Genomic DNA, 15,204 nt, shown 5'->3' with positions numbered 1-15,204 from the left:
ATCATTCGCCTACAAGGGACTCAACCATCCTGGGACAGGGTTGATCGGCTCAAACGCACTGGCAAAAGTTTGTACGAAGGGGTCTTGGACTTTGGATCGTGATGCGCCAAGGGAAACAGCGGATTTGTCTCAGGATAGTAAGCCGCACAACAGCCCTTGGGAATGTTGTACCGGACGATCCTGAGGCCACCGACGCTGCGAGCGCTGTTGCCATCGATTGCTGTCGTCATGTCGACGATGTCACCATCGACGAAGCCCAGGCGAGCGATGTCTTGTGCATTCATGAATACAATCCGGCGCGTGCCTTCAACGCCACGGAAGCGGTCACTGTAGCCGTAGATGGTTGTGTTGAACTGGTCGTTGGAGCGCAGCGTAGCGAGATGCAAAACATCTGCTCTGTCGGCGGTTGAAAAGTCGGGGAAAAGCTTGTCCGGCGTGATAAAGTTCGCCTTCCCCGTTTTCGTCACCCATTTGCGCTCGCGCGCCGGCAGCGGTCTCGCGAATCCGCCGGGCTTGAAAAGCCGTCCGTTGAAATCCTTGAAAGTCTCGGGGTAGGTCCGCTCAATAGCATTGCGGATCTCGGCGTAGTCGCCAACCCAGGCGTCCCATGGAACCTTGGTTTGCCCAAGCGTAGCCTTGGCAATGCCGGCAATAATGGCTGGTTCGGAGAGAAGTTCAGAGCTCGCCGGTTTGGTCTTGCCCCGCGAGCCATGGAAATGAGCGATCGAGCTTTCCATGGACACCGCTTGCGGCCCACTCGCCTGCTGGTCGAGTTCGATGCGGCCAAGGCACGGCAGCAGATATGCGACCTCTCCATGCAGGACATGGCTGCGGTTGAGTTTGGTGGCTATCTGAACGCTCAAACGAAGTTTGCGCCATCCCTCTTCCATGGCGGCGGTGTCTGGCACCGCTCTGAGGAAATTGCCGCCAAGGCTGATAAACGCACGGGACTGACCCGTCATAATCGCTTCGCACGTTTCCACCGTCGAGCGACCGGTCCATTGCGGCGGCTCAAAGCCATAGAGCTCGGAAAGTTTGTCGAGGGGCGCCAGTCCGGGCTTCTCCGTAATCCCGACGGTGCGCTGGCCCTGCACGTTGGAGTGACCGCGAACGGCGCAAATATTCGCCCCGGGCTTGCCGATGTTGCCGCGCAGCAGCGCGAGGTTGCAGACCATGTGAACGTTCTCGACGCCCATGAGCTGTTGTGTCAGGCCCATGCCGTAGACCATCATGACGGCGTTTGAGTTGGCATAAGTGACGGCGGCCTTCTTCATTTCGGCGCGTGTCAGCCCCGATACACGCTCAAGCTCGTCCCATTGTTGGGCGCGCGCAGCTGCTGCGAATTTCTCGAAGCCGGTCGTGTGTTCCTTGATGAAGTCGTGATCGAGAACGTGCTTCTTGGCAGCGGATGCCATCGATGCCGCAAAGGCAATCATGGCTGCGTTGTCCGGATCTTTTGGCGTCGCATCGCGTCCGGCGACAGGGTTTTGACCGGAGGCCTTCAGGGCGTCGTCTGCTTCGATGAGAGCCTTGCAGACGCCGAATAGCGCTGCGATGTCGCCGCCGTTGTTGACCTGATAATATTGCGACGAAATCGGTGTCTCTTTCCCGGTCAGCATCTGGACGGGTGATTGTGGATTGACGAAGCGCTCCAGCCCGCGCTCCCGCAGCRGGTTGAAAGTAACGATCTTCACGCCTCGGTTGACTGCGTCCTGCAGATCATGAAGCAGGCGTGGCGAGGATGTCCCGACATTCTGGCCAATGTAGAATATACAGTCCGTGTTCTCGAAATCGGACAAAATGGCGGTGCCGACCGATGCGCCGATGCTCTCGGGAAGCGCAACGGAGGAGCTTTCATGGCACATGTTCGAGCTGTCGGGCATGTTGTTGGAGCCGTACATCCGCGCGAACAGCTGGTACATGTAACTCGCCTCGAGTGACGCCCGCCCGGATGTGTAAAGATCGGTCTGATGCGGGTCCAGAGCGCGCAACTCCCTGCCGATCTCTTCGAATGCAGCGGGCCATTCGACCGGCACATATCTGTCGCTGGCAGCGTCCCAGCGCATGGGGTGCGTCAGCCGACCCTCCTCTTCGAGATCGTGATCCGACCATCGCTCGAGTTCGCTCAGCGTGTGCTTGTCAAAGAACGCCGGGCCTGCACGTCGCGACGTGGTTTCCCAAGCTGTCGCCTTGGCGCCGTTCTCACAGAATTCGAGCGGATGCGGCTGCGCCGGCTTTGCCCAGGCGCAGCTCACGCACATATAGCCTTCGGGCTTGTTCTGCGTCGACAGCAATCGGCTCCCTTTCAAGGGAACATGTTCTTTCAGGAGAACACCAGCCACGGATTTCGCCGAGCCCCACCCACCCGCGGGCCCTTTATACGGCTTGATAGTGGCTGTTCTCGTGTTCGACGTCATTTCCTGCCTCGTTTGCCACAGCGAGATTTCCGTCGGTCTCGCTCTCATTTGCCGTGGACGCCCAAGCAACGCCACCTGGCCCACGGCGTCTTCCCTTCGCCGGCACGGGATGACTTGCTGGCTGCGACGTGCGCGACAATGCGAAAGGCAGGCCAATCGACGTTTCCCGGCAATATGAAACTTGGGATCTGCCTGACGGTTCCACGCAAGGGACCGACTTCGTTTTCCTCAACTTTTGCCACCGATTCCTGGCGTCGGAGAAGCGTTGCGTCGGCCGCTTCGGGATGCATGGCGGCTCTGGAACCTCGTCTCGTGTGGAAAGTTGTCGAACGTCCCGAAGGAGATTCCGCAATGGCGCGTCCAGCTTGCAGACCCGTTGTCCCGCCGACCATCGGAAGCGCGTGATGGAGAAAAATCGATGAACGTCGCCAACCTACAGCTGGAGGGGCTGCTGATGGCGGTCGCAGCGGTCAACAACGCCCTGGTCCGGAAGGGACTCCTCTCCATTGATGATATCGATAGGGCCTTGAAAACCGCGGAGGCCTCGTTCACCGGGGACGAGCGCCTGTTCGAGGACATGTCACCGGCAAACCGCGATGCCGTCTGCTTCCCTTTGCGACTTCTGCAACTCGCGAACACGAGCCAGTTCGAGGCCGGCGTGCCGCCGTTTTCAGAGTTGGCCAAGCAGGTCGGGATTACCAAACAGCCTTACAACGACCAGATGTGAAGGGAGCATAGGAATGGAGGTTCTGGAAATCGTCGTTGCCAACAACGTTGTGGAATTCCGCGGCGAGGGTGGTGACAATATACTTGTCACCGTCGCGCAACCGGCGGTTTTATCCCCTAAAGAGCTGATCGAAAAATCCAAGATCATGCTTTTGCATGCCGCCAAATTTGGTGTCGAGGAAGAGAATTCTGGCGAACAGCGGATAGCCGATGCGGGGGATGAGTATCGGCTTGAGTATCATGACAATGGGGAGATCCGTGAGGTGGGTGGCCTGGTCTTTCCCGATCTGGACGCGGTGCGCGACGAATGCAGGCGCTCGGCGGAGGATTTGTGGAAAGACGCCCTGTCTCGGGGTGAAGCACCGGTGGGCTGGGCCGTCAGGGCGCGCGACCGTCGCGGTGATATCGTCGCCACGGTCGATTTTTCCGACTTGCAACGCGCCGCCGCCGAGCTGGATCAACGACCTCAGTCCGAAATTTGAGCCCGTCATTCTCAAGCATTTAAAAGGAGAGCACTATGCCGCGTAAGCCAGCAGCCGAAGCCAACGCATCGTCCGCCACCGTCCACGACTTGACCTTGGTCAGAGGCCAGGGAGGAGAATTGCATCAAGTTGCGGAGGGCGACACTGACGTCCTGACAACAGCCCAGGGCGGGCCGGTCGCTGATGACCAGAACACGCTCAAGATCGGCGCACGTGGCCCCACGCTGATCGAGGATTTTCATTTCCGCGAGAAGATTTTCCACTTTGACCATGAGCGCATTCCTGAGAGGGTAGTGCATGCGCGTGGCTATGGCGCCCACGGCTTTTTCGAAACCTACGAGTCGCTCGCAAAATATACGCGCGCCGACATCTTCCAGCGAGCTGGAGAAAAAACGCCGGCATTCGTGCGGTTCTCGACGGTGGCCGGCAGCAAGGGGTCATTCGACCTTGCCCGCGACGTCCGCGGATTTGCCGTGAAGCTTTATACCAAAGAGGGCAACTGGGATATCGTGGGAAACAATATCCCGGTGTTCTTCATTCAGGACGCGATCAAATTTCCCGATGTAATCCATTCGGTCAAGCCGGAGCCCGACCGTGACTTCCCGCAAGCGCAGTCGGCGCACGACACGTTCTGGGACTTTATCAGCCTGACGCCGGAATCGATGCACATGATCATGTGGGTGATGTCGGACCGCGCCATCCCGCGCTCTTTCCGCTTCATGCAAGGGTTCGGCGTGCACACCTTCCGGCTCGTCAATGCGGCCGATGAATCGACCTTCGTGAAATTCATCTGGAAGCCCAAGCTTGGCATGCAATCGGTCGTGTGGAACGAAGCGGTCAAGATCAATGGCGCCGATCCCGACTTTCATCGGAGGGACCTCTGGAATGCCATCCAATCCGGCGATTTCCCCGAATGGGAGTTATGCCTGCAATTGTTCGACCAGGAATTTGCCGACAATTTCGACTTCGACATCCTCGATCCGACCAAGATCATTCCGGAGGAGATCCTGCCGCCGATACCTGTCGGGCGTCTTGTTCTCGACCGGATGCCGGACAATTTCTTTGCGGAGACCGAACAGGTCGCGTTCATGACCCAGAATGTTCCGCCCGGTATCGACTTCAGCAACGATCCGCTGCTGCAGGGCCGCAACTTCTCCTACCTCGACACACAGCTGAAACGCCTGGGCAGCCCCAATTTCACGCATCTGCCGATCAACGCGCCGAAATGCCCATTCCATCATTTCCAGCAGGACGGCCATATGGCGATGCGCAATCCGGTTGGACGGGCCAACTACCAGCCGAATTCATTCGGCGTCGGCCCGCGCGAATCCCCTGAGCGTGGGTTCCGGTCCTTCGCTGACGGGAGGAGGGCCAGAAGGTCCGGCTGCGGCCCGAAAGTTTCGCCGACCACTACAGCCAGGCCGCCCAGTTCTTCAATAGCCAGACCCCACCCGAGCAACGCCACATCGCTCAGGCCTTGACCTTTGAACTGAGCAAGGTTGAAACCCCAGCCATCCGCGAGCGGATGATCGCGAACTTGCTGAACATCGATGAGGGACTGGCTGTCACGGTCGCCGACAAGCTCGGCATCACCGAGATGCCGAAGCCGGCCGACGCCGCTGTATCGCGGCGCACGGATCTCGAGCCCTCGCCAGCGCTGAGCATTATTGCCAATGGTCCGGAGAGCTTTGCTGGCCGCAAGGTTGGCGTCCTGATCGGCACCGGCACGGACGCCGGTCTCTTCAAAGCCTTGCAGGCTGCCATTGAGAATGAGGGGGCCGCCATGGAAGTCATCGCGGCAAAGGTCGGCGGCGCGGTGGCCAGCGATGGCACCAAGATTGTTGCCAAGCATATGATCGATGGCGGCCCATCGGTATTGTTTGACGCGGTCGCCATCCTGCTCACCGAAGAGAGTGCCAATCTGCTGGCCGGCGAAGCAGCGGCTCGCGATTTCGTTGCGGATGCCTTTTCCCATTGCAAGTTCATCGGCTTCACGCCCGGCGCCGTGCCGCTTCTGGCCAAAGCGGGCGTCGAGCCCGGGGCTGACGAGGGAATGCTGCCGCTGGCTGACAAGGCGAGTGCCACCGATTTCATTGAAAGTTGCCGGGGTCTGCGGCTGTGGGCACGGGAAGCCGCCGTCAAGCTGTGAGGCCGCGTCTTGAGGCTTGCAAAAGAAGGGCCGCAAAGTGGGCCCTTCATTTTGCTGAATTTCTGACAGAGCACAGCTCCGAATGGTGTGCACATCGTGTCGGCACTGACCGACGCAGCTTTTGCCGCTACGACTGCTCGCTCATGTGCGGTGAACGGTTGCTACGTTTCGCTGGTGACGTTAGGCACTTCGACGACGATTCGCACGCCGCGATCTAACCATTCGCGCTCGGTAGATCCTTGAAGCTGCCGCCGTATCGTAGCTTCGGCGATCACAGTGCCAAAGCCTGCCTTTCGGATGCCCGCAGGCGGCGGGCCTCCCGTTTCTTCCCAAACGAGCGCAAGCCCTTTGGTTTGCGGGATTTCGTTCCAACTGATTGCGACCTGGCCAGTGTCCTGCGAGAGCGAGCCATGCGACGCCGCGTTTACGGCGAGCTCATGAATGAACAACGCAAGCGGTTGGACCGCATGAGCTGCAAGCATGATCTCTGGGCCGCTCAAAACTGCCCGTGACGCCCCGTAGGGCTCTATCTGCGTCCGAATGGCCTCCCGTAGCGGAATCTGATGCCAGCCGCGCCGGGAAAGCAAAGTGTGGGCTCGGGCCAGAGATTGCACGCGCTGCTGCACGGAGGCCGCATACAAGGCAGCGTCGTCCGATCGAGTAAGACGAACGATGCTGTCGACAAGCGCAAGCACATTGTTGGCGCGATGATCTACCTCTAGGAGAAGCCGGTGCTCGGAGTCTTCGAGAGACTGAATCCTGCGATAGTCTGTGCGGTCGATTTGAGAGCCGAAGTGATACACGACACGGCCGCTGTCATCGTGAATTGGGCTGAAGTGAAGCTGGTTCCAGAAGGGCGATCCATCCTTGCGGTAGTTGAGGAGTTCGACACTGGCCTCGCGCTCCTCTCTTATCGCGGCTCGTATTTCGGAAACGGCGATTTTGGATGTTGCCGGACCCTGCAGGAACCGGCAGTTTTTGCCGAGAACCTCTCCTGCATCGTATCCTGTTAATTTCAGGAAAGCTTCGTTTGCCAGGACTATAGGGTAATCTTGCTGTGTGGCATCGGTGACCACCATCGGCATGCGTGTCCGCTGAAACGCTGTGGCCGCCAACTCTTTGCGGTCTGGCAGCGCATCCGCCGTCACCGCGGCCGGCTGATCACCGTGAATATGGGACAGGTCTTTCTCGTCCATTAAAGCTTCCTTGGTGCCGACTAAGACCTTGAACGTGAGAGGCGTTAAAGCGTTGCCGATCGTTGGCGAATTCGCTGCGGACGCCAATCTGGTCGCGACAATCGTTGACGAAGTTGACGCCCTTCTGCCCGAGCGGTGGAACAAGGATCGGGGCCGCAAATTAACAGCAATCGAAATCCCGGCGGGTGCCACAAGGGCACCGCCGGTCGCGGTTGATCTGGGTGGAGGATCAAGATGTCACACGAGGTAGAGGAGCGCCGCCTCAAAATGCTTATCGAGCAGTACGTCGAGGTGCGGAAGAAGCGGCACGATGTTGTGTCGGTGAGGCAGGCAGCAGCGGCTGTCCTGACTATTATGAAAGCCTGTCCGGTTTCCAGAAGCGAACTGAACGACATGATCGCCGCAAGCGCCGTGGCTCATGGCTTGGGTGTTGCGTTCGATGCGCAGCAAACCTCGGCGCAATTTTCGATCTCGCGCTGACATGGCCGCTAACCCTACGCTGCGCGAGGAACGTATTGGCAGCAACGCAGTGCACATCTGCGTCGACATGCAGGCGATGTTCCGCGAACCGTCGCCATGGTCGTTGCCATGGATGGACCGTGTGCTTCCCAGGATCGTAGACCTGTGCAGCACACAGCCGTCGAGATTGGTCTTCACGCGGTTTATACCGGCTAGGCGGCCCGGCGCCGGGCAGGGGACTTGGAAACGCTACTATGAACGATGGGCAGACATGACGCTTGAGCGCCTTGGCCCGGGAAAGGTGGACTTGGTCCCGGAACTTCGAGCGTTCACGCCGCCGGCGCCAATTGTAGACAAGCCGGTGTATTCGCCTTGGCTTGGCTCGAGCCTTCGCACTCTACTGGCGCAGCGGCGCTGCGACACCGTTATCGTCACCGGCGGCGAAACAGATATGTGCGTGCTTTCGACCGTGTTGGGCGCGGCAGACTATGGCTTGCGTACCATCGTGGTCCAGGATGCGGTCTGCAGCGCCTCGGATGAGGCCCATGATGCCATGATCGGGCTGTTCAGCAATCGCTACGGCCAGCATATCGAGACCGCGACCACTGAGCAGCTTGTAAACTGTTGGATTGGTGGGTGACCGACCCTAACGGTAGGGCCACGACGATGTCGCCGTGGCCCTTTTTAAAGTGCGTGAGATCAAGCCGCTTTTTGCTGCTCGGCCGCCCTGTCGTTCACACCGGACTCGCCGAGTGAGGTCAGGGCATCGTCGGTGGCCTTCTCCTCTTCGAGTGTGGCGTTGAGGAGTTCGACGATGTCATCCTTGCCCAGCGATGTCGCCCAGGCGATCAGCGTGCCATAGCGCGCGATCTCATAGTGTTCGACCGCCTGCGCGGCGGCGACAAGGCCTGCGTCGATCGAGGTCGAACCCTTGTATTCCTCCAGGATTTCGGATCCTTCCTCGATGATGCCGTCGATGGCAGGGCAGGTCTTGCCGCGCGCAGCAATGCCAAGGATATCAAACACCTGCTCAAGTCGCTCGACCTGGCCCTCCGTCTCGACAAGATGTTTCTCGAAAGCGGCGGACACCTGGGCGTCCTCTGCGCCCTTTGCCATCTTTGGCAGGGCTTTGAGAATTTTCTTTTCGGCGTAGTATATGTCCTTGAGGCCGTCGAGGAACAGATCCTCGAGGCCCTTGGGGCTGGCACTGGCTTTCTTGGTGGCTGCCATCTGACAATCTCCTTTTGGTTGAAATTACCCCTTCGGGTGCTAATCCAACTCGGATGATCGCGGCGGGTTCCTCCGGATATCGGGTGTGATAATTTTTTTTTTAGCCTCGGAAAGCTTTTCAAAAGCGACGCGAAACTTGGCCGAGCTTTGGTGCTCGGCGCACCTGCTCGGTGCCATCGTTTGAACTCCTGTTTGCTGCTGGGCGTTTCAACGGATGACCGCCTTGATGCACGACGAACGGCGCCATACGGGGGCTGCACCGACGGGAACGAACTGCTTCCGCGCGGGTTACGCATCGTCCTTCATCCGTAGTCTCGGGGAGGTCCGTTTGGCAAGCCGAGCGACCCGAGCAATCAAGTAAACATTTCACCAACGATGGGAGAACAAGATGACTGAATTTGTGGTGACTACGATTGACGGGAGGCAATTTCGTGCCAGCAGCGAGAATGCCCGGTTGTCGAGCCTCGTAGACCAGTGCAGCACGAAAGGCTATTGCGAACTGGCTGTCAGGCCGCGAGAGCTCGAGCATTCCGGCCGGGAGACAAACACGGTATTTTTCAAGCACGGGATCATATCGATCAGTGAAGGAAGCCAAGTTCAGTCGGATTTGCCAGCGGACCAGCCAGTATCGCGCTAGGCGCTCGCCGTGGCAGGCCCTCAATGGGACGAGGTATCGTCTGTGGACCTGCCCAGCCAGTGTTGAGCTTCGATCACGCCGGATGGGCCGGTTCCAAAGCGTCTAGCACCAGTCCATGAACAGCGGTTATCCGCTCCGGCCCGGGCTGGGTGGCGATCTTAAAGATGAGCCGCCCGTCACGTCGAACGCAGTCGGTGCGCTGGGCCAAGCGGCTGTAGGATTTGGAACCGGGCGTCGTAAATTCGATGGCTATGGCAACGGGGCCAGCGCCGATCTTGGAGATGCCGGCCTTCGCCGCCGCAACCTTGAGGCGTGCGAAATCGATTAGCATGGCCGCCTCAGGTGGCGGCTTTCCAAACCGATCTTCAAGCTCCTCGGCAAAAGCATCGATTTCAGCGAGGGTCCCAAAGCGTTGCAGACGCGAGTAGAGATTGAGGCGCACCACAGCTTCGGGAACATAGTCGAACGGAAGAGTGCCCGAGAATTGCAGCTCGATCTCGATTTCAAGGGTCGAGGTGTCATTGTTACCCCGCACCTTATCGACCGCCCGCGCTAACAGCCGCTGATAGAGGCTCAACCCGATCAACTTCATGTGGCCGGCTTGTTCCTCTCCAACCAGATCGCCCGCGCCGCGCAGGTCGAGATCGCGGGCACTGATGGCAAGCCCTGAACCGAGCCGGTCGAAAGCGAGCAGTGTCGAGAGCCGCGAGCGCGTTTGCGGCGCGATGTCCTTCCCAGCCTCGGTTAACAAGTATGCCAAACCTTGCACCCGCCCCCTGCCGACACGGCCGCGCAACTGGTGCAGTTGAGCCATCCCGAACCGGTCCGCTCGAAACACGACTATGGTGTTGGCGCGTGGCACATCCAGGCCATTCTCGATGATGTTTGTCGACAGAAGGATGTCGCCATCCCCGTTGGCAAAGGTCACGATAGCCTCGTCCATCTCGGCGGCGTTCATGTCGCCATGGGCCACCAGCACGGATAATTCGGGCAGCAATTTGCGCAGTTCAGCAAGCGTGGGCTCGATGTCCTCAATGCGTGGGACCACGCAGAAACTTTGGCCAGCCCGTCGATGCTCGCGGATGAGTGCTGTCTTGACCGACGCTCGATCGAATGGGGCAAGTTCTGTGCGCACCGGACGCCGCCTTGCCGGTGGCGTAGAAAGCAGGCTGGCTTCCTGCACACCAACCATGGCTGCCGCAAGCGTACGCGGTATGGGAGTGGCACTCATCGACAGAACGTGCAGCTTCTGGCCGAGGCCGCGAAGCGTTTGCTTGAGTTTGACGCCGAAGCGGTGTTCCTCGTCGATAACGAGCAGACCGAGGTCGGCAAAGCTGACGTCCTTGGCCGCGATTGCCTGGGTCCCAACGACGACTCGAAGCGATCCGTCGGCGAGCCCTGCCTTGACCTTTCTTGACTCGGCCTCGCTGACGACGCGCGAAAGAAGGGCTACACTCACCTCGGTGCCCTCAAACCTGCGGGAAAATGTTTCGTAGTGCTGGCGCGCCAGCACTGTAGTCGGTGCGACGACGGCGACTTGACAACTATTCAACGCGACAACGGCGGCAGCGCGCAAGGCCACTTCAGTCTTGCCGAAACCAACATCGCCGCAAATCAACCTGTTCATCGCCTTGCCGGATGACAGGTCGTCGATGACGGCGGCAATCGCCTCGGCCTGATCGGCGGTTTCCGGATAGGGGAACCTTCCGGCGAAACGAGCGTAAGGAATACGCGGTGGTTTCAACGCTCGGGCACCAGTTCTGTCACGCTCGGCAGCCAGTCTGACAAGCTGTTCTGCCGCCTCAGCAATCTCCATGTCGAGCTGTGCCCGGCGCTTAGCCCAGCCATCCCCTTTCAACCTGTCGAGTGTCACTGCCTCTTCATCGGCCCCGTAACGCCAGATGCGGCCGAATTCCTCTACGGGCGCCAGAAGCGTCGCTCCTCCATTATATTCAAGCCGTACGGTATCGGTGACCATCCCCTCGACCTCGACGGTCTCAAGGTCTCGCAGAACGGCGATGCCGTGATCTTCATGCAAAACGACGTCGCCGATTCGCAACTCTGGCTCCTGAGCGAGAGAGGGCGCTCCATGATCTCCCGGGTTTAATCGTGTACCGAAGACGTCGGCGGCCGATACGACCGCAAGCGCGGCCTTGTCATCGACAAAGCCATCGTCGATATCGACATTGAGGCTGACCAAGGTTGCGGGCTCGGCGCCCAGTGCCGATGCCCAGCTTTCGGCGTGGCCGACATCAAGGGTCAGATGACGCTGCAGCGTCTTGACCATCCGATCGAGGTCCACCGCAGGGCCGGCGAGGGCGACACGCCGGCCGGTCTGGATCTGTTCGGCAATAAAGTTCGCCATGGCCTTTGACGGGTTGATCTCGACGATAAAGTCGGGCGTTGGCGACAAGCCATGCAAATCAAGCTCCATCCGACGTTTCGCCAAGTGCTTATCAAGGGTCGGGCGATCCAGGTAGAAGCGTTCTGCGGTCGGCTTGCGGCCTTGCTGCCTGTCGCGCATCCGCCGGGCGTCGTCGATCAACGCGATCGCGGCGTCGAAGCGTTCGTCCACAGCCGGCTCCATTGCGATACGGGCGTGCGACAAGAGTTCGAAGATGGTCTTGAGCTTGTATCTGGCCCCGACCATCTGCATTTCCATGCATTGTGTTTCTACAGGTTCAGCCGGCGCTGAGCTGCATTCCAGCAACTCCGTCGAAGGCGCGAGCGTGATGTTTTCGAAACTCTCATCTGTGCGTTGCGACACCGGGTTGTATGAACGAATGCTGTCGACAACCCCACGCTCGATTAGAATCCGATAGGGATGTGGCGCTCCTGATGGAAACACCTCGATGCCCTGACCAAGCAAAGCGAATTCCCCAGGCTCGTCGACCCGATCATCCATCAGGTAGCCATAAGTCTGCAGGCGATTGCAAAATGCCTCAACATCCACGCGGTCGCCGGTGGCCAGGGATGTGAAGGCCTTCGCAATGGCATCGGCAGGAGGAAAGCGCTGCAGCGCCGCCTCAGGTGACATCACGACCAGGCGAGCGCGACTGTTGGCTGGCTTGGTCAAAGTGAGAAGCGCGGTTGCGCGTCGTCCCATGCTTTCACGCGATGGCTGGATACGGTCGTACGGCAGGCAGTCCCACGGCGGCAATAAAATCACCTGCGTTTCCGGCATAAACTGCTTGAAAGAAATTGAGACTTCTTCTGCCTGGTTCTCGCTCCGTGCGATGAAAATCATGTCATCCGCGCCGCCATCCCGTACGGCTTTGACCAGCCGCGCGGCAATCGCCGCAGCTGGTATACGACGCGATCTTTTTGCGTGTTCTTCGCTCGGAGCATCCGATTCTGAAAGCGTGCTCGACCCAACCACATCGATCGGCGGTTTTGAGTTTTTTTGTCGTTTCATGAAATATCGGTCCGAGGTTGCCCGCTTCTAACGAGCTTGCGCACGGTGTGTTCCAAAGGCCGCGGGCGCGCTTCAAGAAGGCGTGTAGCCCGAATGCGGCGGCCAACGGACAGCGTGCGATTGGCTGTCCTTTGACCCTTCGCCGAGTGACCCCTCGGCGGCAGGACGTGCAAGATGTCACTGAGTACCATGTCGGCATTGTCGCGGCGTTCGAGCGTCTGTCCGCCTCGTCGATCGGCGCGGCCCTGCTCGACCTCGTTCGGCTGCGCCATCGCAAAGGGATCTATCGGATTGCGTGGGACAAGCTTGACATTTCCGACCCCGCGCGGCCGGTCCTTCGCTGCTCTGAGCAGGAGCTCGCACCGATGCAATCCTGCGTGCGGGTCGAACGCTGAGGTCCGGTCGCCGGGTCAGTCGAGCTTCAGACGATCAGGTAACTGGCACGCAACGGCGATCGATCGACTGGTATCATTTTTGAAGAAAGGCCTTGAATGCTGCTGCGAGAACGGCTGGATTTTCTTCGGCGACATGGTGCCCACTCTTTATCCCAAAGCCTCCGACGTCGTCGGCCCAGTGCTTCCATATTGCGACCGGATCGTTATAGATCTGCTCCAAGTCATCGTCGAGCGACCAGAGGCAAAGCATCGGACAGCGCACCTTCCGGCCTGCATCCCGATCATCACGGTCGTGGCGATGGTCGATCCTGACACCTGCGCGGTAGTCTTCGATCATCCCATGGACGACAGAAGGATCGTGGATGAAGGAAACCAATTCGTCATATGCCTCACGTCCCATCTCATCTGGCCGCAAGGCGCTGTACCATGCCATTGGGTCTGCCAGGATGGCCCGTTCTGGCTTCTCGGGTTGAGCGAAGAAGAACCAGTGGTACCAATCGCGGGCAAATTTCCAGTCGGCACGCTCCAGATGCTCAATAACTGGCAACCCATCTACGGTAATCAACTTTCGCACCAAATCGGAATGGTCCATAGCCATTCTGAAAGCGACCAGGCTGCCACGATCATGCCCCGCAACGAAGAAAGCGTCGTGGCCCAACCCTTTCATGACCTCCACGAGCGCCGCCGCCTTTGCCCGCTTGGACGAGAACCTGCTTTCCGGGTCGTCCGCCGGTATGTAGGAGCGCCCGAACCCCGGAAGATCCGGGCACACGATCCTGAAATCTGCTGACAGCAAGTCCGCAACTTGGCCCCACGACATATGCGAGCGGGGATGGCCATGGATCAGAAGCAGCGGCGGCCCAGATCCGCCGTGCCGAAGCCGTATCGGTCCGCCCTCGGTATCAATCATTTCAAGCTCGAAGTTGTCGAACATGTACCATCTACCCACAGGTCAACCATGAGCTTATAGAACCTTCTCACCGAGGAACGGTTCACGGCGGGATCGCGATTTCTCCGTGCCCCAGTCGGAATAATCCCGGGACGTGACGGGCTCCCCGTCAGATAGATTTGTCCTTGCCATCAACACTTGATGGAGCGAAAAGCTTGCAAGCCGTTGCAGAGCCGCCGGTCGGTAGTATCAAAGCAACCAAACCTCGGGGTATCGCTGGCGCTCTCATGCCTGCGCGCTGTCCCTTGTTGTTTGTTTTCTTGTCTCTATGGTTAGCCCATTTCCGGAGGGTGGCATGCCTCGTCGATCGGCTCGGGCTCATTTGCTTGGTCTTATCGCGGTGGCCGTTTTGCCAGTCTGGCTGTTTGCTGCCTACCTCCTTGTAGAATATGCGCTTCATGAACAAAGCCGCTTTGAACAGGATGCCTTGCAGACGGCACGCCAGGTCTCCTTGGTGGTCGAGGCCGAACTCCTCAATTTACAGACGATCCTCGATGGGTTGTCAAAATCGGGGTCTCTCGCAAAGGGGGATCTGAAAGCGTTTGGGGATGAAGCGCGTCGGCTTGCGCAGGGCACGGATAAGATCATCGCATTGCGCGACCTCGATGGCCGCCAACTTGCAAACACGAAGATTGCACAGGGAGAGCCATTGCCGCCCGTCGACCCTGTGACGACCGACGAGCGCGATAAGCTGAAATCGGGCGGCATCTCGGTCAGCAATGTGTTCGCGGCCAAAGACACCACGGACTATCGGGCGGCGGTCGAGAGACGCGTGTCCGGACCGAACGGTGAAGAGTGGCTGCTTTCGGTATCCGTGCCGACTGCCCGCATTCGCGATGTCATGTTGCCCGCCGTGCCGCAAGGCTGGACGGTGGGCATTGGCGATCGCCACGGCAGTTACGTTGCACGGTCGAAGCAACACGAGGAGATGACGGGAAAGCCTGGGTTGCCGGAGTATGTCGAAAAAATCGTCGGGCCTCATGGTAGTTTCACGGCCCGCAATTTCGAAGGGACAACGCTGCTGCTGGTTACTACCGTTCTCCGTACTCTGGATGGTTTTACACCGCCAATGTGCCGCTCTCGGAAGTCCAGGCGCCGCTTTGGCGTTCGCTCGCAGCGATAGGTGGAACTGGCGCGGCGGCGCTGCTC

Annotated in this window: 11 protein-coding genes and 1 pseudogene; 7 read left to right on the top strand and 5 right to left on the bottom strand. The window is 59.1% G+C overall.

The features are described from left to right. Positions 1–20: 20 nt before the first annotated feature. Positions 21–2,417, bottom strand: coding sequence for an FdhF/YdeP family oxidoreductase (locus tag AB4Z43_RS01285; RefSeq protein WP_441935439.1), 2,397 nt, complete (start codon positions 2,415–2,417; stop codon positions 21–23). A gap of 418 nt (positions 2,418–2,835) precedes the next feature. On the opposite strand from AB4Z43_RS01285, the gene AB4Z43_RS01280 reads away from it, so the two are divergent. From AB4Z43_RS01280 to AB4Z43_RS01270, 3 genes and pseudogenes are all read left to right on the top strand, one after another. After that, on the top strand, positions 2,836–3,144 hold the full coding sequence (locus tag AB4Z43_RS01280) for a hypothetical protein (protein ID WP_441935437.1): 309 nt from the start codon (positions 2,836–2,838) through the stop codon (positions 3,142–3,144). Positions 3,145–3,157: 13 nt separating this feature from the next. After that, positions 3,158–3,625 carry a DUF6894 family protein gene (locus AB4Z43_RS01275; protein WP_441935435.1) on the top strand — a complete coding sequence of 156 codons (468 nt, stop codon included), beginning with the start codon at positions 3,158–3,160 and terminating at the stop codon, positions 3,623–3,625. Positions 3,626–3,660: 35 nt separating this feature from the next. Then, positions 3,661–5,774 (top strand): annotated as a pseudogene (locus AB4Z43_RS01270) (catalase). A 161-nt stretch (positions 5,775–5,935) separates the two neighbouring features. On the opposite strand, the gene lov reads toward AB4Z43_RS01270, so the two are convergent. Next, positions 5,936–6,970, bottom strand: coding sequence for a blue-light-activated histidine kinase (gene lov, locus AB4Z43_RS01265; RefSeq protein WP_441935433.1), 1,035 nt, complete (start codon positions 6,968–6,970; stop codon positions 5,936–5,938). A gap of 234 nt (positions 6,971–7,204) precedes the next feature. On the opposite strand from lov, the gene AB4Z43_RS01260 reads away from it, so the two are divergent. Together AB4Z43_RS01260 and AB4Z43_RS01255 are read left to right on the top strand one after the other, a co-directional pair. Then, positions 7,205–7,450, top strand: a complete 246-nt coding sequence (locus tag AB4Z43_RS01260) for a hypothetical protein (protein WP_441935431.1) — start codon at positions 7,205–7,207, stop codon at positions 7,448–7,450. Further along, positions 7,389–8,069 carry a cysteine hydrolase family protein gene (locus AB4Z43_RS01255; protein WP_441935429.1) on the top strand — a complete coding sequence of 227 codons (681 nt, stop codon included), beginning with the start codon at positions 7,389–7,391 and terminating at the stop codon, positions 8,067–8,069. Before AB4Z43_RS01260 ends, AB4Z43_RS01255 begins: the two co-directional genes overlap by 62 nt. Before the next feature lie 59 nt (positions 8,070–8,128). Here the strand turns inward: AB4Z43_RS01255 and AB4Z43_RS01250 are convergent, their stop codons facing one another. Next, the gene (locus AB4Z43_RS01250) at positions 8,129–8,659 is read right to left on the bottom strand and encodes a YciE/YciF ferroxidase family protein (protein ID WP_202322604.1); all 531 of its coding nucleotides are present in this window, start codon (positions 8,657–8,659) and stop codon (positions 8,129–8,131) included. Between the two features lie 710 nt (positions 8,660–9,369). Then, a complete protein-coding gene (locus AB4Z43_RS01245) occupies positions 9,370–12,711 on the bottom strand; it encodes a DEAD/DEAH box helicase (protein WP_441935427.1) in 3,342 nt (1,113 codons plus the stop codon). A 167-nt stretch (positions 12,712–12,878) separates the two neighbouring features. On the opposite strand from AB4Z43_RS01245, the gene AB4Z43_RS01240 reads away from it, so the two are divergent. Next, complete coding sequence (locus AB4Z43_RS01240; RefSeq protein WP_441935425.1) at positions 12,879–13,106, top strand: hypothetical protein; 228 nt, start codon at positions 12,879–12,881, stop codon at positions 13,104–13,106. A 73-nt stretch (positions 13,107–13,179) separates the two neighbouring features. Here the strand turns inward: AB4Z43_RS01240 and AB4Z43_RS01235 are convergent, their stop codons facing one another. Continuing rightward, complete coding sequence (locus tag AB4Z43_RS01235) at positions 13,180–14,040, bottom strand: alpha/beta fold hydrolase (protein ID WP_441935424.1); 861 nt, start codon at positions 14,038–14,040, stop codon at positions 13,180–13,182. Between the two features lie 310 nt (positions 14,041–14,350). On the opposite strand from AB4Z43_RS01235, the gene AB4Z43_RS01230 reads away from it, so the two are divergent. After that, positions 14,351–15,178, top strand: a complete 828-nt coding sequence (locus AB4Z43_RS01230; RefSeq protein ID WP_441935423.1) for a hypothetical protein — start codon at positions 14,351–14,353, stop codon at positions 15,176–15,178. Positions 15,179–15,204: the final 26 nt, after the last annotated feature.

This window comes from Mesorhizobium sp. 2RAF45 (assembly GCF_052115225.1).
Lineage (GTDB): Bacteria > Pseudomonadota > Alphaproteobacteria > Rhizobiales > Rhizobiaceae > Mesorhizobium > Mesorhizobium jarvisii.
The sequence above is the reverse complement of the archived record's forward strand: the minus strand, read 5'-3'. Positions and strand labels throughout refer to the sequence as shown.